Consider the following 23,928-nt stretch of genomic DNA (forward strand, 5'->3'; position numbering starts at 1 on the left):
CAACTCTATTTTCAGCGAGGTTTCTATGCTCTATCCCTGATGCAGCAAGCTCTCTAGGTACGTTGTCACCCGTTAAGCGGGATACCAGGCCTGCCGCCACTCCTGCATTTGGGCGATTTCCCGCTCTTGCTCGGCGATAATCTCAGTGGCGAGCTGGCGAATTTCCTCTCGCTCAGAGTTTGCCAACGCGGCTTCGGCCATAACAATCGCCCCTTCATGGTGCATGATCATGGCGTCAATAAAGCGCAGGTCATAGGTGGCATCGGCGGGGCCTAGATCCATGTGCTCATGCATCATGTCACCATGGTCTTGCATCATGGCGTCATGATCCTCTACTGCCATATCGGCAGTCTGATCACCACAGGCTGACACCACGGCACTCAAGGGAAAGAGGGCACCCAAGACAAGGCCCAACAACATTTTTTTCCGTAGTTTCATGGCTGGTTTTTCTCTTCAATTTCAATGGTGTTCAAACACCAACCCCAGTGCCCAGGGACCACACCTAGTCCCCTCGAAGTCTGACAGACTGTACCGAGACTCTAGAGTCGGCACTTCTCAAGATAAACTCTCTAGTCCGGTGGAGAGTCAATCAGAGATGGTATTATCTGTGGCTCAACCGTGGCCATGATCGGCTGGGCGATCGCAATCATCAGTCCCCAAAACAGTCCAAATCGTTGCCGTTGGGCCGCTATCACCTGGAATTCGGCCTGGCGTAAATATTGGTGTAGTTCTGGCTGGGTATAGCATTGCCGATGGGCGGGGTCTCGCCACTGCAGCCACAGGTCGCACAGTTGGCACCACAGAAAATCACGGCACCAGTCTAAAATCACTAGCCGACCGCCAGGTTTGAGTACCCGTCCCATCTCTGTCAGGGCCACTAACGGGCCAGGAAAATAGTGAAAAGCACTGGCGGAGACAATCACATCAAAGCGGCGATCGCCATAGGGCAATGATTCAGCTGTACTCACCTGAAACGAAACCTGGGGAAAACCTGCACATTTCTGACGAGCTACTGCCACCATCGCCTCGGCTAGATCAACGCCATGCAGGGATTGCTGGGGTTGGGTCTGTAGGTGCAACCACTCCAGTTCTCCAGTGCCACAGCCCACATCTAGGACCTGCTCAGAGGGCTTGATGTCAGCCCAATCCAATAAAAACCGTAAGGTCGGGTAAGTATAGTGCTGCCAGCGGCGATCGTAGCCTGGGGCCATCTGGTTGTACTGCTGCTGGACAATACGCGCATCCTTATCTGTATTCATAAATGTGCGATCGCAACGGTTTGTAACTCCACTCTAGATTCTCTAGCAGACTGGAGAGTTTAGCATAAGGCACAGCCATTGATAAAAGACCAACCATATAGAGGGCATCACCATGGGGTCAGCCACGCAAACAACCAGATTGATTGTGCCAGGCATGGGCAGTAACCACTGTGCTGGGTTGGTCAGCACCTCTCTGAATCGCCTGGAGGGGGTGAGCCAGGTGCACACTCACATTGCCGATCACGAGGTGACAGTCACCTTTGACCCCCAACGGCTGAACCCTGAAGATTTGCGCCAGGCGGTAGAGCAGGCAGGCTATGACGTAGCCCAGGTACGCAGTGCCGCTGAAGGTCAGCAGTTGGTTTTGACGGTGCCGGGCATGGGCAGCAACCACTGCGCCGGATTGGTACGGACATCCCTGGAGCGGTTGGCGGGGGTTAGTAACATTCAACCCCGGGTGCCAGATCGGCAAGTGTTGGTAAGCTTTGATCCCCAACAGGTGGGGGCTGATGCCCTGCGCCAAGCGGTGGAACAGGCGGGCTACGAGGTGGCCCAAGTGGCCTCGGTGGGAGAACCCGAGGCAGCAGATGCAGACATTGAGGCCAACTATCTCCGGGCGGCCAGGCGCAAGCTGATGCTGGCCGCCGTGCCCACCGCGATCATCATGGTGTTAATGCTGGTGCAGATGCTGTGGGTCGAGATTCCGGGGTATTTGTTGATCGTGGCGGTGCTGGCCTTTCCGGTGGTGTTTGTGGCCGGGGCCAGCACCCATCGCTCCGCCAAGCGATCGCTGCTCAATCGCACCGCCAACATGGATGTGCTGATCAGCATGGGCAGTTTGCCCCCCTACCTAATTGGCCTAGTGGGATTTATCTATCCCATGACCTCCTTTATGGAGATGGCCGCCACCATCATGACCTTTCACCTGCTGGGGCGCTATCTCGAAACCCTGGCCAAGGGGCAGGCCTCCCAGGCGATTCGGGCCTTGTTGACCTTGGGGGCGAAGACGGCGCAGGTGCTGCGGGACGGAGAAGAGGTGGAGGTGCCGGTGCAGGAGCTGGCCGTGGGGGATGTGATGGTGGTGCGCCCTGGGGAAAAAATCCCGACCGATGGGGAGATCGTAGAAGGCTCTAGCCACATTGATGAATCCTTGGCGACCGGGGAATCGGTGCCGGTGGAAAAAGGGCCGGGGGAGGCGGTGCTGGGGGCAACCCTGAACCAGGAAGGGCTTTTGCAGGTCAAAGCCACCCGGGTGGGGGCAGATACCTTTTTGTCCCAGGTGATTCGCCTGGTAAAGGAAGCCCAGGGGTCCCAGGTGCCGATTCAAGAATTTGCCGATCAGGTCACGGCCTACTTTGTGCCGGTGGTACTGGTGATTGCCCTGGCCTCTTTACTGGGCTGGTGGTTCTTTGCCGACACCCTCCGGCCCATCCTGGAGTGGGGTGCCGGTTTTCTGCCCTGGGTAGATCCGACGTTGAATTCTTGGCTGCTGGGAATTTTGGCTGCGATCGCAGTGTTAGTGATTGCCTGCCCCTGCGCCCTCGGGTTAGCCACCCCCACCGCCCTGATGGTGAGTTCCGGCATGGGGGCGAAGCGAGGGGTGCTGATCCGCTCTGGAGACGCCATTCAGGTGATGAAGGATATTCGCACGGTGGTGCTCGACAAGACCGGCACCATCACCCAGGGTAAACCGGCCCTGACCGACGTGCAGGTGATTGAGCATAACCTGTCCCGGCAGCAGCTACTCCAGGCGGCGGCCAGTGTGGAAGCGGGTTCTGAGCATCCCCTGGGCCAGGCGATCGTGCAGGCCGTCAAAGCAGACGGCATCGAGATTCTCGGCGTCAGCCAGTTTCAGGCCCTTACCGCCCGCGGAGTCCAGGGGCAGGTGCAGGGGGAGTGGGTGCGGGTGGGCAGCCGACGGTTGCTCCAGGAAGCCGGTATTTCGCCCCAACCCCTGGAAGCCGCCCTAGCTGAGCTAGAGGCCCAGGGGAAAACCGCCATGGCGGTGGCCATGGGTGACCGGGCGGCTGGGGTGATTGCCGTGTCAGATACGGTGAAGGCTGATTCTAAAGCCGCCATTGCCCACTTCAAGGCCCAGGGCCTACAGCCAGTGATGGTGACAGGAGATAATGAACGGACAGCCCAGGCGATCGCCCAAGCAGTAGGTATTGAGCGGGTGCTGGCGGGGGTGCTGCCTGAGGGCAAAGTAGACGCCATCAAACACCTGCAACGTCAACATGGCCAAGTGGCGATGGTGGGGGACGGCATTAACGATGCCCCAGCCCTGACCCAGGCCGATGTGGGCATTGCCATTGGGGCGGGGGCCGATGTAGCGATCGAGGCCGCCGATGTCACCCTGGTCCAGGGGGAACTCTCGAAGGTGAACGAAGTTTTTCAGCTCTCCCGAGCCACCTTCCGTAAGATTGTGCAGAACCTGTTCTGGGCCTCTATTTATAATTTAGTGGCGATTCCCGTCGCGGCGTTGGGACTACTGCATCCGATGATTGGGGTCGTGGCGATGACCGCCAGTTCTCTCTCCGTGATTGGTAACTCCATGTTGCTAAAGCGGCTGAAATTTGAGGAGTAATCTCAACTCGAAACTGGCCCCTAGTGGTCTGTCAATTCTAAATTTGTAGGTTGGGTGGCGCGCCAGCAGAACCCAAGAAGGCTTACTGTTGTTGGATTCCACGACGTTTCACCCAATCTACGGGAACCCTAATTTTAGTCTTGACACTGCACTAGGGCCTGAGGATCAAGCCCAGGCTGTGAATGGCTATTGCTCCTGTCGCCCCCACTCCCACCAGATAGGCCAAAAACCGCCAGGGCTGTAGCCCCGCCAGGTAAAACAGGGTATGGGCTGTCCTTGTAATCGCAAATGTCCCCAAATAAACGACTCCCCAGCCCGCGCTGCCCCCCAACAGCCCATAGCCCAACGCCACCAGCAAAAACATGGGAATATTCTCCAAATCGTTCCGCCAGCAGCGCTCGGCCCGCTGCGCCAACGGGTGCTCCTGGGTGGCCGGGGGGCGCGGCTTACCGATCAATTGCCCCACCAGGCTGGCATCTTCAGGATTGACAAACTGCCGATAGCGGAAGCGGGCGTAAGCCTGCACCAGGGCATTGGCCCACATTTTGACTGCGAGAACGATGGTACAGAGCAGCCAGAGGTTGAGGATAGGCATGGGTGTGAGGGTGGATGGGGGGATGGGTGGATCGGTGGATGGGGGAGATAGGGGAGGTGGGGGAGATAGGGGAGTGGGGAGGTGCGGGGGTCTGCCTGGCTGAAATCTTTGCTTAGAACGTTGGTACAGATCCCTGGGTTCTGGCGGGGAGCCGCCACAATTTAGGATCGATGGGGTCAAGAACCCAGGGGGCTCGACATACTGCACCTATGCTCTAGACGGTCAGGTGGCGGTGGCGGAGCCAAAGAAACAGTGGCAGCCCGCAGGAGAGGCCGATGCTGAGGGTGGCGATGACGCACAGTGCCCACCATCGGCGGGATAGGCCTAATCGGGGTAACTCGACCCAGACCCAGATGAAGACGGCCAGGGTTGAGAGCATGAGATCAACGGCTAGGGCGATCGCGACCGGATTGGCCAACGCTTGCCGAAAAAATTCCTCCAGGTTCACACCAGACTGTTGCAAAAACTGGGCCAAAAACCACCAGGGCAACAGCGATCCGGCCACCGCCAATCCTAAATAGGCCCCCGGTAGCCAGGGGTGGGTCGGTTGAGTCGGTTGAGAGGCAGATAGGTTAGACATGGCTAACGTCCGTTACAGAACACTACCTATTGTGGCCAGCTGAGATAATTAACTCAATTACCTGGGAGGTTATAGACACTGTGAGTCAGTTATCTGAAATGCAGGTTCAACCCTTCGGAGGGTTGCTACGACACTGGCGGCGGCAGCGGGGTTGGAGCCAGCTGGAGCTAGCCTGCCAGAGTGAGGTGTCCCAGCGGCACATCAGCTTTTTAGAATCGGGGCGATCGCAGCCCAGCCGGGCCATGGTGCTGCACCTGGCTACGGTGCTAGCGGTGCCCCTGCGCCAGCAAAATGTGATGCTCTCAGGGGCGGGCTTTGCGCCGGTTTACTCTGAGCATGACCTGTCAGCCCCAGAACTAGCCCCGATCCAGCAGGCGATCGCAGCCATGCTGCACCAGCAAGATCCCTATCCAGCCCTGGTAATGGATCGTTACTGGACGCTTTTGCAGGCCAACCAGGGGGCGCAGACCCTGATGGCCTGGCTCCTGGGCAATCGAATCAGCTATTTTGAGCAGCCTCTAAATATGATGCGGCTGATGCTCCATCCCCAGGGCTTGCGGCCCTACGTGGACGATTGGGAAACCATTGCAGGCTCGCTGGTTCAACGCCTGCAACACGAGGCTCAAGCAGAAGGGGTAGACAGCCCGACAGTTCAACTGTTGCGATCGCTAGAGGCAGACCTACCAGCCCCAGCCGCCGCTAGCCTGCCCTTTAGCAGTGCATTGCCAGTGCTACCCATCACCTTTGTCAAAGCCAATCAGCACCTGAGTTTTTTTACGATCATTTCCACCCTGGGCACCCCACGCGACATTACCCTGCAAGAGCTACGCATCGAAAGTCTTTTCCCAGCGGATGCGGCTACGGCCAGGCTGATGCAGCAATTCCACAAAGACAGCCTGGAACACCCACCAGAACAGGACGGCAGATTTGTTACTTAAACCAGGTCTGTTTCGGCCCAGCAGGATCCCAACCTGCCAGTTCAGCAACCTTGACGAGGGCGGGCAGTCTCCTGAACCCCTTAAACCTGGAGTTCAAACCCTGGTAGTACCGCTTCCCCAGACAACCGGATGGGCATAGAGACCACCTGCACCGCTTGACCCGCTCGATAAATTTCTACCTGCCGATCGTGAGGATTGATCAGCCACCCCAGGCGCAATCCACTGGCTAAGTACTCAGCCATCTTAGCCCGTAGCTCTGGCAAGGATTGAGGTCTAACCTCGCCATTGGCCATGGACTGGGAGCGTAGTTCAATCACAAAGTCGGGGCAAATTGGCGGGAAGCCAATCCGCTGATCGGAGGTTAAGGCCTCCCAACGCTCCTGCCGTACCCAGGCGACGTCAGCCGCCCGGGTTGAGCCAAAGGGCAACCGGAACGCGCCTTGGGAGCTAAACACCTTGCCTAGCTTAGTTTGCCGATTCCAAATCATTACATCTGTGATCAGGTCAGCTTCTTGGCTACTGCCTTCTCCACCCACAGGGGACACGTTAACCAGTTCTCCTTGAGCCGTGCGTTCAAACATCTGGGTAGGATGCTCCAGGCAAAGCTGCTCAAAGGCGGCCTGGGTGATATACCGAGTGGGGGTTTGAACCATGCCGTTAACCTCATCGGTGCCGCTATCCGAGCTACCCTGTACAGCTCAATTCTACAGTTAACGGGGTTGCCCCTGGGCTATCGAAGCCAGGGGCAGCAGGTGGCTAACGAACTGGGCGGGCGGAAATGCCGAGCCGTTGCCGGTTGGTGTTGCCGGGTACCGCCCCATGTCCACCGGGGTTTACGGGCCGAGTGCGGGGTTGTCTGGGCTGTCTGGGTTGTCTGGGAGGATCCTGGGGGGGATCCTCCTGGGGTGGGGTCGGTGGATCCTCGCCACAGCCGCCCGATGAGCCAATGCTACGTAATTCGCAGATAGCATAGATCCAGCTGCGCTGGACCCGCTTAAAGTGCTCCCCTAACCACTCCCCTCGGGCTCGGGGATCGTTACCTAGGGCCGCATCTAGTCCTTCTTGGTAGTGGCCTCGGTCTAGCACTTCTTCCGCCTGTTCCCGGGTGGGAGGATTAACCATGCGATCGATTTCTTCGACGATCGCATCGACATTTTCTTTGGCTTCTTTGGCCTGGTGGTAGCGGCGGTAAAGATCGTTGAGGCGATCGGCATCGGCGAGCCACTGTCCTTGGTCCCGGGAGTCGGCCTTGGTGGCGGCTTGGGCGGTTAGCTGCGACAGCTGGGCATTGCCGGTGGGGGTACCCACAAAGGTCCAGCCCTGGTTGTCCACGGTAATGACGGGTTGGCCAGGGCTAATCAGGCGAACTTGGCTGAACTGGTAGGCCCGCAGATTGGGTTCCCCTGGCAGGGCGATTGCCCCCACCTGGTCGTTATAGTCGGTTTCAACCCGGTAGCCGTCATCGGTGGCTAAGGCCACAATTCGCCCCAAGCCATCCCGTTCCACGGTCGAGGGTTCCGGTACCCAGGTCTCTACCCGGGTGCGGCTATAGCCCGAGGGGTGGTAGCGCACGAAATACCCATCGGGGTGCAGCGACCAGCGATCTGGGGGAATTTGGCGGCTACCCTCGCCCATCTCCACCGCCCCGGTCAACACCGCCACTGCTTCAAGCTGCTGGTAGGTGGCATTGCCCTGGGTTAATAGCCGTCGCAGGTCAGCCTCGGCTTGTAGCACCTGGCGCACGGGCCGAGGCAGATTGGCAAATAGTTGCCGCTGGGCCTGGGGGGGAATTTGCCCCAGGGCACCGCCATCAATCTGGCGTTGCTCCTCCTCGGTCAGCATCCGCTGGGCCACGGCCTGGGCATCGGCAGACATCTGCTGCAGCTGGGTGCGGGAAATAATGCCCCACAGCAGCACTTGAATATGGCGCTGGGGAATGTCGGGATGGTTGGCGGCCTCTCGCAGAATCTTCTGCACCATGCCGCCCCGGGAGCCCGCTAGCTCGGCATAGCCATAGCCGTTGCCACCCCCTGGACCATGGGTGCCAGCCTTGAGACAGTAGCTTTCGGCCACAAAACTATAGGCTCCCGGGGCCGCCAGATAGCCCAACTGGGGATCCCACGGCAAGTCAGTCAAGGGGGCAAAGGTGGCTGGTTCATGGCCATCGAGAATCGGCATTTCCAGCACTACATCATCCAGACTGGTGGTTAGCGGTGGCTCTCCTTCTAACAGTTGTTGCAGACTCGGCACCGCATCGGGAAGACCCACGGGCGGCACAGGAATCGGCAGCTGGGGTAACCGAAATTGGGCTAGGGTGGCGGGTGGGGGCGTTGTTGGTGGAGCACTGGGTCGCGGTTCTGCCCTCAGTCCTGGGCTGAGGGCTAAAACGGCGAGACCACTTACCATTGCTGTGGCGCTTAGCTGACCCAGCAATCGTCCTGTTAACCGTCCCATTACATGTTTTCCTCATACACATTGCAATCGAGCCCATGGCCATCTGGCCAGGCTCAAACCTAGTAACCCCTGCCGCAAACGGCTCTGATCGGGGAACTACGGACACATTCAAGGTGCCCACCTTAGACCTTCAAAGCCACGTTTTGCGATTCCGGAGGCTTTACCTTAGGTTCATGGTTGTTGGAATGTTGGAGAGGATCGGTAGGATTAGCCAAGATTCCTCGGTTTTTAACCCCACCGAAAATAAAATTAATTTGGCGGCCCCTTGCCAGAATTCAGGCAGCTTTACCGGCGTTCTAGGCAAAGACCACGGTGCGGTTGCCGTAGACCAGAGTGCGGTTTTGCAGGTGCAGGCGTACGGCTCGGGCCAGCACGATCCGCTCCATATCTTTGCCTTTGCGAATCAGTTCTTTGACATCGTCCCGGTGGCTGATGCGCACCACGTCTTGCTCAATGATTGGCCCTTCGTCCAGGTCGGAGGTGACATAGTGGGCGGTGGCACCAATAATTTTCACCCCTCGCTGATAGGCCCGGTGGTAGGGATTGGCCCCCATAAAGGCGGGCAAAAAGGAGTGGTGGATGTTGATCACCTGATCAAACTGGGTCAAGAACTCGGGGCTGAGCACCTGCATGTATTTAGCCAGCACCACCAGGTCGATGGCATGCTCCTGTAGCAGGGCTAGCTGCTGGGCCTCTTGTTGCGCCTTGGTGTCTTTGGTAATGGGGATATGGTGGAAGGCGATGCCAAATTGCTCGGCAATGGGCTGCAGGTGGGGATGGTTGCTAATAATCAGGGGGATTTTTGCCTTGAATTCCCCGGCTTTGTGTCGCCAAAGCAGGTCTAGTAGGCAGTGGTCTTGGTGGCTGACCCAGATGCACAGCCGGGGTCTGTCATCGGAAAAGTGGAGCTGCCAGGTGGCCCCCAGGGGTTGGGCGATCGCATTAAAGGCAGGTCCAATAATTTCCCGGGGTAAGTTAAACCCGTCTAGCTCCCACTCTAGGCGCGACAAAAACAACCCCGCCTCTGGATCTCGATGTTGATCGGCATGGAGAATATTGCCGCCGTTGGCGTAGATAAAGTTGGCGATTTTCGCTACCAACCCTTTTTGGTCGGGGCAAGAAAACAACAAAATAGCCGTGGCAGACCCCATGGTGGTTCCTGATGAAAACAGCGTGCTGGCCTAGCCTATCACCCTTACCTGCTGGGAGGCGGCTCTGTATTTCTTGGCAGGGCGGACACAGGGGTCCGAATTCAAAATTCAAAATTCAAAACCCCACCACCACCACACCACCCCTACCCTGCGGGAAGCTCCGCGTCTACACCCCATCACCCCATTACCATTTCCTCCCAGGGCGGACACACAGGTCCGCCCCTACGCATCCCCCCATCCCCCCATCCCCCCATCACCCCTACCCTGCGGGAAGCCGCTCCGCGTCTACACCCCATCACCCCATCACTCCCCCTCTCCCTCACCTTCCCCATCTCCCTCAACCTCCCCTTCCACCGGCATTAACCACTCCTCTAGGGGGCGATTAATCCCATTGGCTACATCCCGCGAGACCACCAGTACCTCATGTTCGCTGTCGTCTGCGGGGGGCCAGGGGTCGGGATTGATGACCGCATAGTTGGCGTTGCCGCTAAAGTCGGGGCCACCCAGGATCAGTTCATGGTCGGTGCCGTCTTCCAGGGTCACTGTCACAATGCCTGTGGGGGCGTTAAACCCAAAGTCGTTAAATTGGTCGGCGGCCATGGATACCCGTTGTAGGGGCGAGTCGGTATTCAGACGGCTGAGCAAAAAGGCCACTGCCCCTGGTTCTGCCAGGGCGGTGTCAGGCTCGATCATCTGCCAATCACCGTCGTCATTGCGGTTAAACACCAGGGTTTCGTTACCCCGCTCGACGGTTAGGGTCGTCACATCGGTTTCCGCAAAGCCTAGGATCGGTGAGGCCGCATCTCCGGCCCGCTGCATTTCTGGGGTCCGCGCCCGCTGGGTTTCTGCAATCAGCACTCCCGCCCCCAGCAAAAACGCTACCCCCACGAGGATTAATGTATTGCGCTGCAGTTTCATACGGTCTCCGTTGCCTGACTATCACCTATGGTTGCACCCCTAATGGTGCAGTAGTTAGTTCCCCTGTGCCAGTGATTGTTCGCTACACTACCGGCCAACCAGCCAGTTGAATGCGGCCCCTAGCCGTCCTCCAGACTGACCCACTAGCGTGCCTAAGCCCTGACGACCTACGGCATTCGTACCATAAAGATCGATATACACCGCCGTATTCGGTAAACGATACCGACTGCCCAAGGCCCACACAAGTTGCCCATCGCCAAAGACGGGGGTGACCTCGCCCAGCAACTGCCAGTCCTGGGTCAGGTGGTAGTTGAGGCCTACCCCTAACCCCGTCGTTAGGGTATTACCAAAGGCCGCCAAACGCGGGTTAACCCATAGGGCTGTCTGGGCATTGACTGAGTAGGTTAGGGGCACATCCAGATTCCAGACGCCGGTGGAACCCGCCTGATCAATGTCGCGGCCGGCCAATAGGCGCACCCCTAAGGAAACCGGGTCGCCTTGGCGTTGATCGAACAGTTGGAGTTTGGCCCCGGCCATGTACCGTACTGCCGTACCGGCGGTATCAGCCGCGCTGACGCTATCATCTGAGCCAAAGTCTTCTAGCATGGCTTCTAGTTGCAACGCGTGATCCGGGCTGTAGGCTAGGCCAATGCTGTAATTGCTGTTGGTCCCTCCGCCAACGGTGAGCGCCACTTGACCGGGTTCTAGGGTGTGAGCCGTCGTGAGAGTAAACCCATTGAGCCCCTGCTGGCGATCGCGATCAGACAAAGACGTTAGCATCGGGTCTCTGTAACTCGACCGATAACCTGAGCCAAGATCCGGCGTGTAGTGGAGTTGTAAGCCTAGTCGCGGTTGGTTACCCCCGGGAATAGAGGCGAGAATGCGGGTGGCGGGCGTCACCCCAAGGCCATTGGTGGCATAGAGATTCACGCCCACCTTGGGGGTGATGGTATAGCGGCTGCCCAGGGTCCAAAGTAGCTGGCGACCAATCGACTGATCTGTTTGGATAGCGTTACCACCGGGGCCGATGGGCCAATGGAGCGTTCCGTAGGACAGCCAGCGCTCGGAGGCTTGCCAACTGGCCCCAGCCCCCAAAGAAAACAGGGTGTCGTAAAAGGCCAATCCATTGATGCTGCTGGGGAAAAAGGAAACACTGGGGGTGAGGTGAAATTGGAGCCCTGGGGAGATCGTATAGGTGGTGGGTAGATGTAGCGAACCCATCAGATGTCTACCCCCTTGATCGTCACTATCGAACAGTGGGGATAAAAATGATAGCCATTCAGCCGAGCCCTGGATGGCCAAGGCCAGCCGCTCTGTCTTGACGATACGGTATTTTACGCTAGGGGCTAGGGACAACAGGGTAATATTTGGCGAGTCCCCGTTAATGGGTTGGGTGGGCGGATCATCATAGTTTTGATAGGTCAACGCCAGCTGCAGGCGATCGCTAATGCCCCATTCCACATCACCGTAGAATACCTGGTTGCCTGTTCCCGGCTGCGTATCGAATAGGGTGGAGTGTACGCCAACCGTTAGCTGTAGAGCTTCCCCCGGCAGTTGATTAGCCGTTTCGAGATTAAAGAGCCGTCCAGCCGGTTGCTCTAGGGGGGAAAAGACAGTCCCTGGGCTAAACTGGCTGCCCTCGTTTACCCCCAGAAATAGCCCAGTTGGATCACTCAGATGGTTTTGCCAGTCCCGGGTTAAGGGCAAAGCTATGGTGTCTAAAACAGCCGGGGGGAGAGGGGTCTCAGCCCAGGTAAAACAGCCACTCCTCGATAGGGTTGAGGGAACGTGGGGCCGAGCAACACTGGCACCACCCTGAGCAATCGCCAAAGTGGCAAGGACAATCGACGTGGCCTGAATTTTGACCATCGCTATTCCAATTCCTAGGGGCAGTTCTGACCAGTATCAGCTCAGATCGCCAAAGCGCCTGGGTCAAGTTTTCAGTATGGTACTTGATCTGACCTCCCATGAGGTGATCACTAGCTTAGTGATTTCTATCGGGTCCAGAGTTCGTAAATGACCAGCACAATCTCAATCACAATCAAAATCGTAATGTACCACTCTACCCGATGGCTGCTGTTGCGCTGCAAGAGATTTAGAGAGGTCTCTACCGTCCTGGAAATCAGCCCTAGCTTTTGCTCTAAAATGACCAACCGTTCCCTCAGCTCATATTCATTTTCAAGTCGCAGATACAGGCGATCCAGCGCAGGATCATCCCAAACCGGATCTGGCTTTTCACCCACCTCAACTATGCCAAACATCTTTTGCTGAATTAGCAAGGTACCGCCAATGTAGCTGAGCAGGTCTTCCTCTTTTAGCGATCGCATCGTCTTACCTGGAATGCCAATGGTAAATGGTTTAATCGATTGAAAGATGTCGGCAATTTCGACCTCGTAATAGTTCAACACCACACTCTTGCCCAGCGCTTCGGCCACGATTTGCAATCGCTCAGCGCTGTAATCTTGCAGCCAGACCACATTACCCTCTAAACGCTCTTTGGTCTGGGGTCGAAAGGCAATGGGCAGTTCTTCTGAAATGGTTGACTCGATGGGCTCAATAATGTGAGGTTGCAGCATCTCTAGCAGGGCATTTTCCTCATCGGCACTGAGATCAAACGTGACAATGACGCCGTAGCGCAGTAGGACGGCACAGCCTGTGGCACCGGCTCGAATAATCAGTGGATTTGTCGCCAGTGGCTCGGTTCGCTCCAAGGTTTTCAGCGACAGACGCTCACCGACAATTCTGGCGCGAGCCAGGATAGTTTCCTTGCTAGCCCAGTTGAGGTGATTGGTCGGCATCAGGGTTTGGGGGTCGGAGGGTTGGGTCAAACTATTGTCGGCAGAAGTCATAAACATGCTGGGTTTTGAAGGAATTAATTTGATTGAGTGGCTACAGCGATGACCAGAACGTGGTTAGAGCGGACGGCTAATCACTGACCTGTGCCGGGTCGGTGTCTCCGCGTCTGTTGCCATGCCCAGAATCAGTCTGGCAACGCACTCGTGAGCGGTTGGTGGGTCGTGAGTTCCAGCGACGCACTCTGTAACCGTTGACTCATCCGCATCTGCTGATACAGGGGACGCCAGTGCCAGAGCACATTGGCCAAAGCTTCCCACAGGGTAAGCCAGCCAAACACGGTCACGCCCTGACTCAGCAACAACAAACCAATACCGACGTCAGTAGTGGCCTGACGAGCATCTAAAAAAACTGACAGCCCTAGCGATCCGGCCCCCAATAACCCGAGTAAAACGGCATCGCTGATCAGTTTTTGTAAATCTTCACGGCGCACCTCTTCTAGATAGGAAAAGTAGCGCTGAATCGCCGTTTGCATGATCTCAGCAGAACCCCGAGAGATCCGCTGATCGTCAAAGTCGGTCATTAAGTTGATATGCAGCAACAGCGATTCGTCGCCCAGTTCGGATAAACGGGCAAACAGGTAATCAATAAAATCTTTATTGAGATTGAGTACGGTAGCGTTTTGGTCATCGGTTTCGTCGCCAAAGTTTTTGGGGAATCCCTCAAAGGGCATGAGTAGCGCTGTCGGTGAGCTGAGCTGTAGGCGCACGACAACATGGCCATCGGGCGATCGCGTGTAGCTGTCAGCGAGCTGCTTTTCTTTCACCGTTCGACGACGGGGCGGAAATAATCGAAAAACTCGTTTCACAGGGGCATCAACAGAGGAGGTGCATGCATAGCTTTGTTGAGTACCGTGGCAGAAGCAGGCACTGGAGGACGAGGCCATGATAACAAAATCAACACCTGGCAGGATCGCCAGACCGCAGCCGGGGCGAAGTGGGCCACGGCAATGGTTGAATAGGCGTTCGCCGGATAGTAAATTCCCTGCTCTGACCTCCCAGGAGGTGATTACGAGCTTAGTGATTTTCCAACTGTCCTTGGTAACCGGTCACCAGGCGGCTGCCATCTTTAAAAATGTGAACTTCCATCTGGTCACTGGCCCAGTTGATGCGATCGCCCATCGCCGGATTAAACACCCGCACTTGCTGGTTGCGGGATGAAACCGGTGAGGTGGGGTCATGGATCGCCAGGGATTCCACATAGGGACCATCCACCAAAATATCCAGCTGGTCCAACAAATCCTGGGCTCCCGGCGGTGCCGCCGGTGCTTGCAGTTCCCCCAGGGTAAATCCAGAAAACGACATCACATTCAGCCCCGCCGCCTTCACTCGCCGCGCCACCATCGCCAAGGCTGGAGCCTGCCAAAAGGGCTCCCCACCGGAAAATGTCACCCCTTCGTTCTCTGGATCGGCCAGAATTCGCTCCACCACATCATCCACGGACACGATCTGGTTAGGCTCGAAGGACCAGGAGGCTTGGTTAAAGCAGCCGGGGCATTCCCGCAGGCAACCCTGGACCCAGAGCACCGCGCGGCTACCGGGGCCGTTGACCTGGGAGCGGTTAACGTAGCCCATGATGTTGAGGTGATTGGGGGGAATGGACATGGTGGGGTGGATGGGTGGATGAGTGGATGGGTGGATAGGTGGGTAGGTGGGTAGGTGGATGGGTGGATGGGTGGATGGGTGGATGGGTGGACCCTTGTGTCCGCCCTGAGGTCTTACCCGCCTACCAATTCCGCCATTACCTCCGCCACGGGCATAATCCGCTGGGCTTGGCCGACGCTGTTGCCAGCGAACACTAGGCCATTGTCCACATCGCCCCGGCAGGCGCGATCGAGGGCGCGGAGGATGCAGTAGGTTTCCCGGCTGTCGCGGAATTTGCAGACCTGGAGGCAGTTGGCGAAACATTGGTCTTTGGCACCTGGTGCTTCGCCAGCATTAACCCGGTCCACAAAGGGATTGCGGAGGGCGCGGCCCGGTAGACCAACGGGGCTGGGTACCAGCACGATGTCTTCGGGTTGGGCCTGGAGATGAAATTCTTTGTAGCGGCGATCGGCGTCACACTCGTCAGTGGGAATAAAGCGGGTGCCAATTTGTACCCCACTGGCACCGAGGCCCAAGGCTTGGAGTAACGTAGCGCGATCGCAGATTCCACCGGCCGCGATCACTGGAATTGGGGTCTCGAAGCTCTCCGCCAGATAGCTCACCAGCTCCGGAATCACCGCCTCTGAACCGATGGCCGGGTTATCCAGATCCTCAGCCTTGGCCCCCAGGTGCCCCCCCGCTGTCTGGGGGTTTTCTACCACAAAGGCATCGGGCAGCCGACCAAAGCTGCGCTGCCACTTTTTGCAAATCACCTGGGCGGCCCGCGCACTAGAGATAATTGGCACCAGAGCCACTTCAGGTCGATGGGCGGTTAGCTCTGGCAGCGTTAGCGGCAGCCCAGCCCCTGAGAAAATTAGGTTGACGCCATGGTCAACGGCGGTGGCGACGAGGGTCTCATAGTCCCGGGCGGCCACCATGATATTGACACCAATCACCCCGTTGGGGCTGAGGGTACGGGCTTGTTGCAGTTCGTCGATCAGCGCCAGACGGTTGGCGGCAAAAAACTGATCCTGACGCTTTTTCGGGCTTTTCTCCTCGATATCGAAATGGGGCGAATGCATGCCCAAGCCAACTGCCGAGACCACGCCGATGCCGCCAGCGTTGGCCACCGCCGCCGCCAGGTTAGCGCCAGAGACCCGGATGCCCATGCCGCCTTGGACAACGGGGTAGGGGACGGTGTGTTGGCCGATGGTCAGGGGGGAGAGGGGTTGCATAGGGGTATTGGGTGTTGGGTATTAGGTATTGGGTAAGGGGGATGGGGGAGATGGGGAGGTGGGGAGGTGGGGAGGTGGGGAGGTGGGGAAGGTTTGGTTTAAGTAAGAATTCAAAATTCAAAATTCAAAATTCAAAATTTTGCCTTCTGCCTCTGCCTCAGGTTGTCGCGGCTACTGGTATAGGCACATTGTCGTGGAGGTGGCGGATTTGGCTGGCCAGGGTGGTCATGGAGGTTTGTTTGGGGCAGTGGGCGATGTTGGAACCCTCGATACCGGTGGGGCCAGGGGGGTCGGTGGTGAGCACCACTAGCTTCAGGGGCTGGCAGGGGTTTTGTTGTTGGATTCGTTGCCAGAAGTCGGCGATGGCCATGTCGGGTAGGTGAGCATCCACCACCACCACATCGACGCCGATGGAGTCGAGCAGGACCAGGCCGGTTTCGCCATTGGTGGCTTCGCTGGCTATTTCCAGTCCAGGTTGCGATCGCAGTCCCTGGCGCAGGGCGATGCGGCTGGCTTCGTCGCTGTCCACAATCACCACCTGAATCTCGCTTTCGCTGGGGGTGTCGGTCACCTCGGGTAGGGTGTTGGGGGCACCGCAGGCAGCCACTTCCGTGAACTCCACATCCGCTAGTTTGGCGGCCTTAAGCTGGGCCATGGCCTCCGCTGAAAGAATCCGGGATTCGTCGAAGCCAAACTCAATTTCGGCGTGCATCCCTTTACGCTTCACCCGGTTCAGATTGTAGAAGCGCTTGTTCCAGGTGGTTTTGACAAAGGCCCACAGACAGCCCAGCAGGTAGCGGCGCTTAAACCCATCCCGTTCCCACCAGTACTCCCAAAACTTCCAGCCGTAGAACCGGGCATAGTTGCGCAATACCCCTTGCAGCACTTCTTCCCGGGTCATGGCGTCCGGCTTAATAATCGGCGTCACAAAGTTGTAGTGGGAATAGTCGCGGATCTCCACCTTGTCTTCGAGATCCTGGAAGAGTTCGGCAAAGGGCCAGGGGGTGTACATGTTCCAGTTGGCCATGTCGGCCCCCCAATCCCGGGCCATGCGGTAGGTTTCTTCGATGGTTTCAGGGGTTTCATTGGGCAGTCCCATGATGAACTGCACCTCCGCCAGAATGCCGTTGTCCCGCAGCAGTTTCACCGCCCGCTTGTTGTCGGCGATGGTGGTTTCTTTGCGAAATACGTTCAGGTTTAGTTGGGCCGCAGCCTCGGTGCCCAGGGACACATGCACCAGCCCAGCTTTTCGGTACAGGGGCAGTTCGGCTTCGTCCCGTAGCACGTCGGTCACCCGGGTGTTGATCCCCCAGTGGACCGGCAGGTTGCGGGCAATCAGTTCTTCACACAGGGCCACAAACCGGGCCTTGCTGATGGTGGGTTCTTCGTCCGCCAGAATGAAAAAGCCCACATTGTGCTCTTTCACCAGATGCTCAATCTCATCCACAAATTGTTTGGGCTTGCGGGCCCGATATTTGCGCCAGAATTTCCATTGACAGCAAAACCGACAGCGAAAGGGGCAGCCCCGGGCAAAGTTGGGCACGGCCACCCGCACGTTGAGAGGGGTATAGATATAGGTATCCCAGTCCAGTAGGGTCCAGTCGGGGGTGAGGGTATTCAGGTCGCGGATGGGGGGATGGGCGGGGGTAGCTACCACCTGCCCGGCATCATCTAAATAGGCCAGGCCCAGGATCGATTCGCGATCGCGCCGATCCCGTCCTTCAGCAATGGCCCGTAGCAGGTTAACGCTAATTTCCTCCCCTTCTCCCCGAATGATGTAGTCCACCCAGGGCGCTTCCCCCAGCACCTCCCGATACATGTAGGTGGGATGCACCCCGCCCATGATCGTCACCGCTTTTGGGCACACCGACTTGGCAATCCGCAGGGTGTCCTGGGACTTATAAATCATCGGTGTAATGGCCGTCGCCATCACCACATCGGGCTGGTGCTGGGCAATCATCGCCGCCAGGGGCTCGTCATCAATGTGGTGGGTCATGGCGTCGATGAACCGCACATCGTCAAAGCCCGCCGCCTTGAGGGCACCCCCTACGTAGGGCACCCAGCTGGGTGGCCAGTTACCAGCAATTTCGGCACCGCCAGCGTGGTAGTTGGGTTGAATCATCAAGATACGCATGGAGGATCTCCTAAGGGGAGAGAAAAAAATTTGTAGGGTGAATGTTGCGTTTTGAGGGGAAGATTGAACAGGGCAATTCAAAATTCAAAATTCAAAACCAAACATTTTCGTCATACCGATTGAGAAAATTGGCGGATGCTGCGATCGCGCAAATAGGTGTCAAACACCGCTGCAATATTGCGGATCAGTAAACGTCCGGCGGGTAGTACCTCAATGTGGTTGGGGGTAAGGCGCACTAGGCCATCGGCTTCCAACCCTTGAAGGTCTTGGCGCTCGCGGGCGAAGTAGTCGTCAAAGTCCTGGTCAAAGCTGAGGTGATACTTTTCTTCGATCGCCGCCTTCGACAGCTCAAACTGACACATCAGCTCCATGATCACCGTCCGCCGCAGGATGTCGTCCTGGCTAAGAACAACCCCTCGCTCCAGGGGCAACTGGTTGGCATCAAGGGCGCTGTAAAAGTCGTGCAGACCCTTATGGTTTTGACCGTAGACATCGTGCAACATGCTGATCGAGGTCATGCCAAAGCCCAGCAGATCTGACTCGGGCTGGGTGGTATAGCCCTGAAAGTTACGGTGCAGCTGCCCCTGGGACTGGGCGATCGCCAGTTCGTCACCCGCTTTAGCAAAGTGGTCCATGCCAATGAACTGGTAGCCCGCCGCCGTGAGGCGATCAATGGTCATGTGGAAGATTTCTAACTTTTCCTCGGGGCCAGGTAAAGTCGTCGGGTCAATGTGCTTTTTCTGAATTGGCTTAATCCAGGGCACATAGGCAAAGTTGAACACCGCAATGCGATCGGGATCAAGGCGCAGGGTTTTCTCGATGGTGTCGCGGAAGGTGGCAAGGGACTGGTAGGGCAAGCCATAGATCAAATCCACATTCACGCTCTCGAATCCCGCCTGCCGCAGCCAGCCCATGGCATCAAACAGCATTGACTCTGGCTGTACCCGATTCACAGCCGCCTGCACTTTCAGATCAAAGTCTTGCAGGCCAAAGCTCACCCGCTTAAAGCCCAGATCTTTGAGAAACTGCACGTAGTCACGGTCCAAGTCCCGAGGGTTGACTTCGATGGAAATTTCCGCCTCTGGCTCAAACTGAAAGTGGTCGTGGAGCACTGTCCACAGCCGTTCCACCTGGGCCATGGTTAGGTAGCTGGGGGTACCGCCGCCCCAGTGCAATTGGTTCACCCGCCGGTTAGAGACCCGCTGAGCCACCTGGGCAATGTTGCGCTCTAGGTAGTCTAAATAAGGATCAGCCACTCGCTTGTGGCGGGTAATCACGGTGTTGCAACCACAGAAGTAGCAGGCCGACTCGCAAAAGGGAATGTGGCAGTACAGCGACAGGGGGGTTTGTTTGTAGTTGCCCACGGCCACCGCCGCCTCAAAATCCCTGAGGTTAAAGCTATCTTTCATCTCCGTCGCCGGAGGATAGCTGGTATAGCGAGGCAACGGCTGGTTGTACTTGTGCAGCAGGGCTGGATCGAAAACAACGGGGTTGGCGAGGGAAAGCATGGGGGTTAGGGGTTAGGTAACAGGTGTCAGGGGTTAGGTAACAGGTGTCAGGTGTCAGGTGACAGGTATCAGGTAAGGAGGTGGACAAAAATAAAGGGCTCAACGTTGCTGGTTTCGACTCCGCTCAACCAGCGAAGAGGCCTGAGCGGAGTCGAAGGCCGGATCAAGGATCAGTCAGTAATTGTGTCCATGTAATTACGTAGGGACGGACCCACGTGTCCGCCCAAACCGGCGGGGAACAGGCAACTCACTCCGTCGCCATCAACGCCACCATGCCCTGGTGCGGGTGGCGCTCCGTGCTACCCGGGCGATCCTGCCGGGTAATCAGGTCAAACACATGGTCCCCTACCGCCGCCCGCACATCCGGCTCCAGCTCATGGAACACATCCCGGTTCAGGGCAAAGGCCAAATTGGCCTCATCCACCAACTGCTGGATCAACGCCTCATCCATTGGTAGGGCATTCAAGGCCTCCCGATACTTCACCTTAAAATCACGCTTGGCCTCTACCGTGGGCAGTTGATCAAATTCATGCAAACCCGTACCGCGATCGGGGGGTAGATCCAGGGCCGATCGCACAATGTGCCGCAACCCTTGCCCACCGGATAAATCACCCATGTAGCGTACATAGGCATGGGCCAGTAGCAGCGCCGGGTTACTGCGGGACACCTCCCGAATGCGGCTGACATAGTGCTCCCCGGCTGGGGTAGCAGCAATCTCATTCCGCCAGTTGTCGCCGTAATAGTAGGCCAGGTCGTCTTCCAGCTTGGGGGTGCGCAGCAGCTCAGTAAATAGCATTGGCCCCACCACCGGGTGGCCGGCGTGTCGTGCCATTTCCGCCTCTAGGGCACTGTAGAGAAAATAGAGATCGGCGGTGAGCTTGCGAAAGGGTTCTAGCTCTACCACCCCCTTGAGAAAGCATTTCATAAAAGCGGTATTTTCAGACAGGGTATGGGAGGTTTGGGTCCCTTCCCGCAGTTGCTGGGCTAAAGTTGTCATAGCTATACCTCTTGGGCCGAAAATCTTTTAATCACTATACAGCGATTGAGCGACTAATCAAGCTGTTGAAGTTACGTTTTGTATCTGCTGTCGGGTGGAACCGCTGCCGCACTTCCCCGTCAAACGGGAGTCTCGACAGTCTTCTCGGGTTCTGTGGACATCGAGTGGAACTCTTTAGGGCTACCCAAAAAACAGCACCATCCATAAGTAGGTAGGCTCAGTTATCTTGTAGCCGGGTTTCGACTTCGCTCAACCCTCAAACCCTTGCCAGGCAAAGGATCTAGCTGATTTCGACTCCGCTCAATCAGCGGCGGGTGTGACGTTTGATTAGCCCCGGCTACTTAGCAGGCAGGGCACTGGGCAAAAGATAGCAGGCAAACGTTGCAGGCCTGGCTTGCTGGACATGGCTGATGATGTGATACGCTTAATAGCCATTAAGTGATTGAGTGATTCTCTGGCGCGATATCCTCTGGCTGATGTCCGCTCTCCTCTCTCCGCCGAGGATCGCCACTCCTGTTGTTTATGGGCGAATGATTTTTATGGTGACTGCGCTACCTAAACCTGCTCCTCAACCCAGTGACAGTGGGGTAAAAACCGCCATCGAAGAAAACCTGCTGTCTCCCCGTTTTTACATTACCGATTTTGACAAAGCTGCCACTATGGATCTGTCCCTGGAAGCAGAGGGATTGCAGGCCATGCTGGAGGAAATGCGGGCTGACTATAACCGCCACCACTTCATCCGCGATGACTCGTTCAAACAGGCCTGGGATCACATTCAGGGGGAAGAACGTCAAGCATTTATCGACTATTTAGAGCGCTCCTGTGTCTCTGAGTTTTCTGGGTTCTTACTCTTCAAGGAACTATCTCGCAAACTCAAAGGTCGCAGCCCCATGCTGTCGGAGATCTTTCACCTGATGGCCCGGGACGAGGCCCGCCATGCCGGGTTCCTAAACAAGTGCATGCAGGATTTCAACATTTCCCTGGACCTGGCTAAGCTCACCAAAAACCGCACCTACACCTTTTTCCCGGTGGAGTGGATCGTCTATGCCGTTTATCTCTCAGAAAAGATCGGCTACTGGCGCTATATCTTGATTTATCGCCACCTGGAAAACCATCCTGAGAACCGCTTCTATCCGCTGTTCAACTACTTTGAGAGCTGGTGCCAGGATGAAAACCGTCATGGGGATATTTTTAAGGCCTTGGTGCGATCGCAGCCCCACATGTGGGACACCTGGAAAGGCCGCCTCTGGAGCCGCTTTTTCCTACTTTCGGTGTTTGCCACCCACAGCCTGACGGTGCATGAGCGGGCCAAGTTTTACGAAATGCTGGGCCTTGACGCCACCGAGTTTGACACCGAAGTGGTGCGCAAAACCAATGACACCGCCGCCCGCGCCTTCCCGGTCTGCCTGAATGTCGACCATCCCCAGTTTTTCCCCCGCCTAGAGCGGGCCGCCAGCCGCAACCTCAAAATCAAGCAGCTGATGGAAAGCGCGACCCCCCACTGGCTGAAGCAACTACGCAAGCTGCCCCTGGTGCTGGGGATTGTCGGCGATCTGCTGCGGCTGTATTTGATCAAACCAATCAATGCCGAAGTGTTACGGGGGACCGTGCGATGACCTCTGTCCCGGGTTGGTAGGGCTGCCTTAGGGGGGTGACGGCTCGCCGTTACCGCCATGCAGCTTTTGGGGACGTTCCGTCTGATGCGATCGCGGCGGTGGCCAAAAAGTGGCCAATCAAGTACAGCGATCCACAGAGTACCTTTAGGGGGGCGAGGGTGGCCGCAGTAGCGGCCAGCCCCTGCTCTAGGCAGGGATGGGTGGTGCAGGGGGCCAGATTGGGGCAAACAGCCTGGGCGATCGCGGCTAGATCCTCCGGGGTGGCCGACTGATGCCCTGGCACCGGCACCAGGTGCAGACTATCCCCAGGCCGTAGCAAGGCCTCAAAAATATCCCGGTGGTCTTTCGTTTCCAGCATGCCCATCAACCAGACCACGGATGGCTGCCCCTGGGCCGCGAGCCAACTATCGACATAGCGGCGCAACACCTGGGCCGCCGCCGGGTTGTGGGCACCGTCGATCAGTAGGGGGTGGGGTTGCTGCTGACCATCGAGCCACTGTACCCACTGCAAGCGGCCCGGCCATTGCGCCTGGGCCATACCGGTGATGATGGCACTGGCGGGAATTCCCCAGCCCTGGGCCTGGAGCTGTTGCAGGGTGGCGATCGCGATCGCCGAATTCACCAGCTGATGCTCCCCCAAAAAGGGGAGCGGGTAGATTAACCGCTCATCCCCCTGGCCATAGGCCGCGACCCCACCCCCTTGAGGTTCGGCGGGCGATACCCACAGGGCTGGACAACGGAGGGCCGCGATTCGCTGCTGCACCACGCCTTCGGCCTCAGGGGGCAGGGGGCCGATGATCGCCGGTCGCCCGGGCTTCAGTACCCCGGCCTTTTCGCGGGCAATGGCGGCCAGGGTCGGTCCCAGTCGTTGCCAGTGCTCCCGGCTGAGGGAGGTGATCACACTGACCAGGGGACTATCGACCACGTTGGTGGCGTCCAGGCGGCCCCCCAGGCCCACTTCCATCACCGCGACATCCACGGACTGGGCCGCAAAGTGTAGCCAGGCGGCGGCGGTAAACACCTCAAACTGGGTGGGGGAGGGCAGGGCAGGGTCAATGGCTGCCACCACCTGCTGTAGCCGCTCCAGCAAGGTTTCCGGGGCAATTGGCTGTTCATTAATACAGATGCGCTCGCACCAGTGCACCAAATGGGGGGAGGTGTAGCGCCCCACCCGGTAACCCGCCTGGGTCAGCACCGACGACAGGTAGGCACAGACCGACCCCTTGCCGTTGGTGCCGGCCACATGCACAATCGGCACCCGCTGGTGGGGGTTACCCAGCCGATTCAGCAGGTGAACGATCCGGTCGAGGCCCAGGTCGACCCCAAACCGGCCAAAGCGGTCCAGTAGGGTTTCGATAGCTTGGTACTGAGGAGCAGAGATGACAGGTACAGACAAGGGATGCGATCGCCTCAATGCATCCGCCTATTGTGCCATCTGCCGGGCCGCGATGAAGGACCATGAATCTATCCCTGCTCACCGACTACACTGATCGCTTAAAAGCCAGGGGTTATCTGCTGCT

Annotated in this window: 19 protein-coding genes and 1 pseudogene; 3 read left to right on the forward strand and 17 right to left on the reverse strand. The window is 57.5% G+C overall.

Annotation, left to right across the window (positions count from 1 at the left end):
• Positions 1 to 78 precede the first annotated feature (78 nt).
• Together E1H13_RS27365 and E1H13_RS18235 are read right to left on the reverse strand one after the other, a co-directional pair.
• A pseudogene (locus E1H13_RS27365) lies at positions 79 to 357 on the reverse strand (DUF305 domain-containing protein); the annotation flags it as partial.
• A 212-nt stretch (positions 358 to 569) separates the two neighbouring features.
• Positions 570 to 1,259: a methyltransferase domain-containing protein gene (locus E1H13_RS18235; RefSeq protein WP_169615292.1), complete on the reverse strand. Its 690-nt coding sequence runs from the start codon at positions 1,257 to 1,259 to the stop codon at positions 570 to 572.
• 112 nt (positions 1,260 to 1,371) lie between these two features.
• Between E1H13_RS18235 and E1H13_RS18240 the strand changes: the two genes are divergently transcribed.
• Positions 1,372 to 3,846, forward strand: coding sequence for a heavy metal translocating P-type ATPase (locus E1H13_RS18240; protein WP_169615295.1), 2,475 nt, complete (start codon positions 1,372 to 1,374; stop codon positions 3,844 to 3,846).
• Between the two features lie 151 nt (positions 3,847 to 3,997).
• Here the strand turns inward: E1H13_RS18240 and E1H13_RS18245 are convergent, their stop codons facing one another.
• Positions 3,998 to 4,441, reverse strand: a complete 444-nt coding sequence (locus E1H13_RS18245; RefSeq protein ID WP_169615296.1) for an MAPEG family protein — start codon at positions 4,439 to 4,441, stop codon at positions 3,998 to 4,000.
• A gap of 214 nt (positions 4,442 to 4,655) precedes the next feature.
• Positions 4,656 to 5,021, reverse strand: a complete 366-nt coding sequence (locus E1H13_RS18250) for a DUF2834 domain-containing protein (protein WP_169615298.1) — start codon at positions 5,019 to 5,021, stop codon at positions 4,656 to 4,658.
• An 80-nt stretch (positions 5,022 to 5,101) separates the two neighbouring features.
• Here E1H13_RS18250 and E1H13_RS18255 point away from each other — a divergent pair, with 80 nt between their 5' ends.
• Positions 5,102 to 5,959, forward strand: a complete 858-nt coding sequence (locus tag E1H13_RS18255) for a helix-turn-helix transcriptional regulator (RefSeq protein ID WP_169615300.1) — start codon at positions 5,102 to 5,104, stop codon at positions 5,957 to 5,959.
• An 80-nt stretch (positions 5,960 to 6,039) separates the two neighbouring features.
• On the opposite strand, the gene E1H13_RS18260 is transcribed toward E1H13_RS18255, so the two are convergent.
• From E1H13_RS18260 to E1H13_RS18315, 12 genes are all read right to left on the reverse strand, one after another.
• Positions 6,040 to 6,612, reverse strand: coding sequence for a Uma2 family endonuclease (locus E1H13_RS18260; RefSeq protein WP_169615302.1), 573 nt, complete (start codon positions 6,610 to 6,612; stop codon positions 6,040 to 6,042).
• Positions 6,613 to 6,715: 103 nt separating this feature from the next.
• On the reverse strand, positions 6,716 to 8,413 hold the full coding sequence (locus tag E1H13_RS18265; RefSeq protein ID WP_169615304.1) for a hypothetical protein: 1,698 nt from the start codon (positions 8,411 to 8,413) through the stop codon (positions 6,716 to 6,718).
• A gap of 296 nt (positions 8,414 to 8,709) precedes the next feature.
• Positions 8,710 to 9,564, reverse strand: a complete 855-nt coding sequence (gene purU / locus E1H13_RS18270) for a formyltetrahydrofolate deformylase (protein ID WP_169615306.1) — start codon at positions 9,562 to 9,564, stop codon at positions 8,710 to 8,712.
• Positions 9,565 to 9,867: 303 nt separating this feature from the next.
• Entirely contained in the window at positions 9,868 to 10,482 is a 615-nt protein-coding gene (locus tag E1H13_RS18275) for a DUF4340 domain-containing protein (RefSeq protein ID WP_169615308.1), read from the reverse strand.
• 87 nt (positions 10,483 to 10,569) lie between these two features.
• Positions 10,570 to 12,351, reverse strand: a complete 1,782-nt coding sequence (locus E1H13_RS18280; protein WP_169615310.1) for a hypothetical protein — start codon at positions 12,349 to 12,351, stop codon at positions 10,570 to 10,572.
• A gap of 125 nt (positions 12,352 to 12,476) precedes the next feature.
• Complete coding sequence (locus E1H13_RS18285) at positions 12,477 to 13,331, reverse strand: RMD1 family protein (RefSeq protein WP_240966715.1); 855 nt, start codon at positions 13,329 to 13,331, stop codon at positions 12,477 to 12,479.
• 131 nt (positions 13,332 to 13,462) lie between these two features.
• Positions 13,463 to 14,143, reverse strand: a complete 681-nt coding sequence (locus E1H13_RS18290) for a hypothetical protein (RefSeq protein WP_169615314.1) — start codon at positions 14,141 to 14,143, stop codon at positions 13,463 to 13,465.
• Positions 14,144 to 14,351: 208 nt separating this feature from the next.
• Positions 14,352 to 14,939, reverse strand: coding sequence for a 4Fe-4S single cluster domain-containing protein (locus E1H13_RS18295; RefSeq protein WP_169615316.1), 588 nt, complete (start codon positions 14,937 to 14,939; stop codon positions 14,352 to 14,354).
• Positions 14,940 to 15,052: 113 nt separating this feature from the next.
• A complete protein-coding gene (locus E1H13_RS18300) occupies positions 15,053 to 16,153 on the reverse strand; it encodes a nitronate monooxygenase family protein (RefSeq protein ID WP_169615318.1) in 1,101 nt (366 codons plus the stop codon).
• Positions 16,154 to 16,310: 157 nt separating this feature from the next.
• Complete coding sequence (bchE, locus tag E1H13_RS18305; protein WP_169615320.1) at positions 16,311 to 18,287, reverse strand: magnesium-protoporphyrin IX monomethyl ester anaerobic oxidative cyclase; 1,977 nt, start codon at positions 18,285 to 18,287, stop codon at positions 16,311 to 16,313.
• A gap of 110 nt (positions 18,288 to 18,397) precedes the next feature.
• A complete protein-coding gene (hemN, locus tag E1H13_RS18310; protein ID WP_169615322.1) occupies positions 18,398 to 19,795 on the reverse strand; it encodes an oxygen-independent coproporphyrinogen III oxidase in 1,398 nt (465 codons plus the stop codon).
• A gap of 247 nt (positions 19,796 to 20,042) precedes the next feature.
• Positions 20,043 to 20,792 carry a heme oxygenase (biliverdin-producing) gene (locus tag E1H13_RS18315; protein WP_169615324.1) on the reverse strand — a complete coding sequence of 250 codons (750 nt, stop codon included), beginning with the start codon at positions 20,790 to 20,792 and terminating at the stop codon, positions 20,043 to 20,045.
• A 539-nt stretch (positions 20,793 to 21,331) separates the two neighbouring features.
• Here E1H13_RS18315 and acsF point away from each other — a divergent pair.
• Positions 21,332 to 22,408 (forward strand): magnesium-protoporphyrin IX monomethyl ester (oxidative) cyclase, encoded by a 1,077-nt coding sequence (gene acsF, locus E1H13_RS18320; protein WP_169615326.1) that lies wholly within the window; start codon positions 21,332 to 21,334, stop codon positions 22,406 to 22,408.
• 49 nt (positions 22,409 to 22,457) lie between these two features.
• Here the strand turns inward: acsF and E1H13_RS18325 are convergent, their stop codons facing one another.
• A complete protein-coding gene (locus E1H13_RS18325; protein ID WP_206070672.1) occupies positions 22,458 to 23,804 on the reverse strand; it encodes a folylpolyglutamate synthase/dihydrofolate synthase family protein in 1,347 nt (448 codons plus the stop codon).
• Between the last annotated feature and the right edge of the window lie 124 nt (positions 23,805 to 23,928).

The organism is Nodosilinea sp. P-1105, from assembly GCF_012911975.1.
In the GTDB taxonomy this organism is placed as follows: domain Bacteria; phylum Cyanobacteriota; class Cyanobacteriia; order Phormidesmidales; family Phormidesmidaceae; genus Nodosilinea.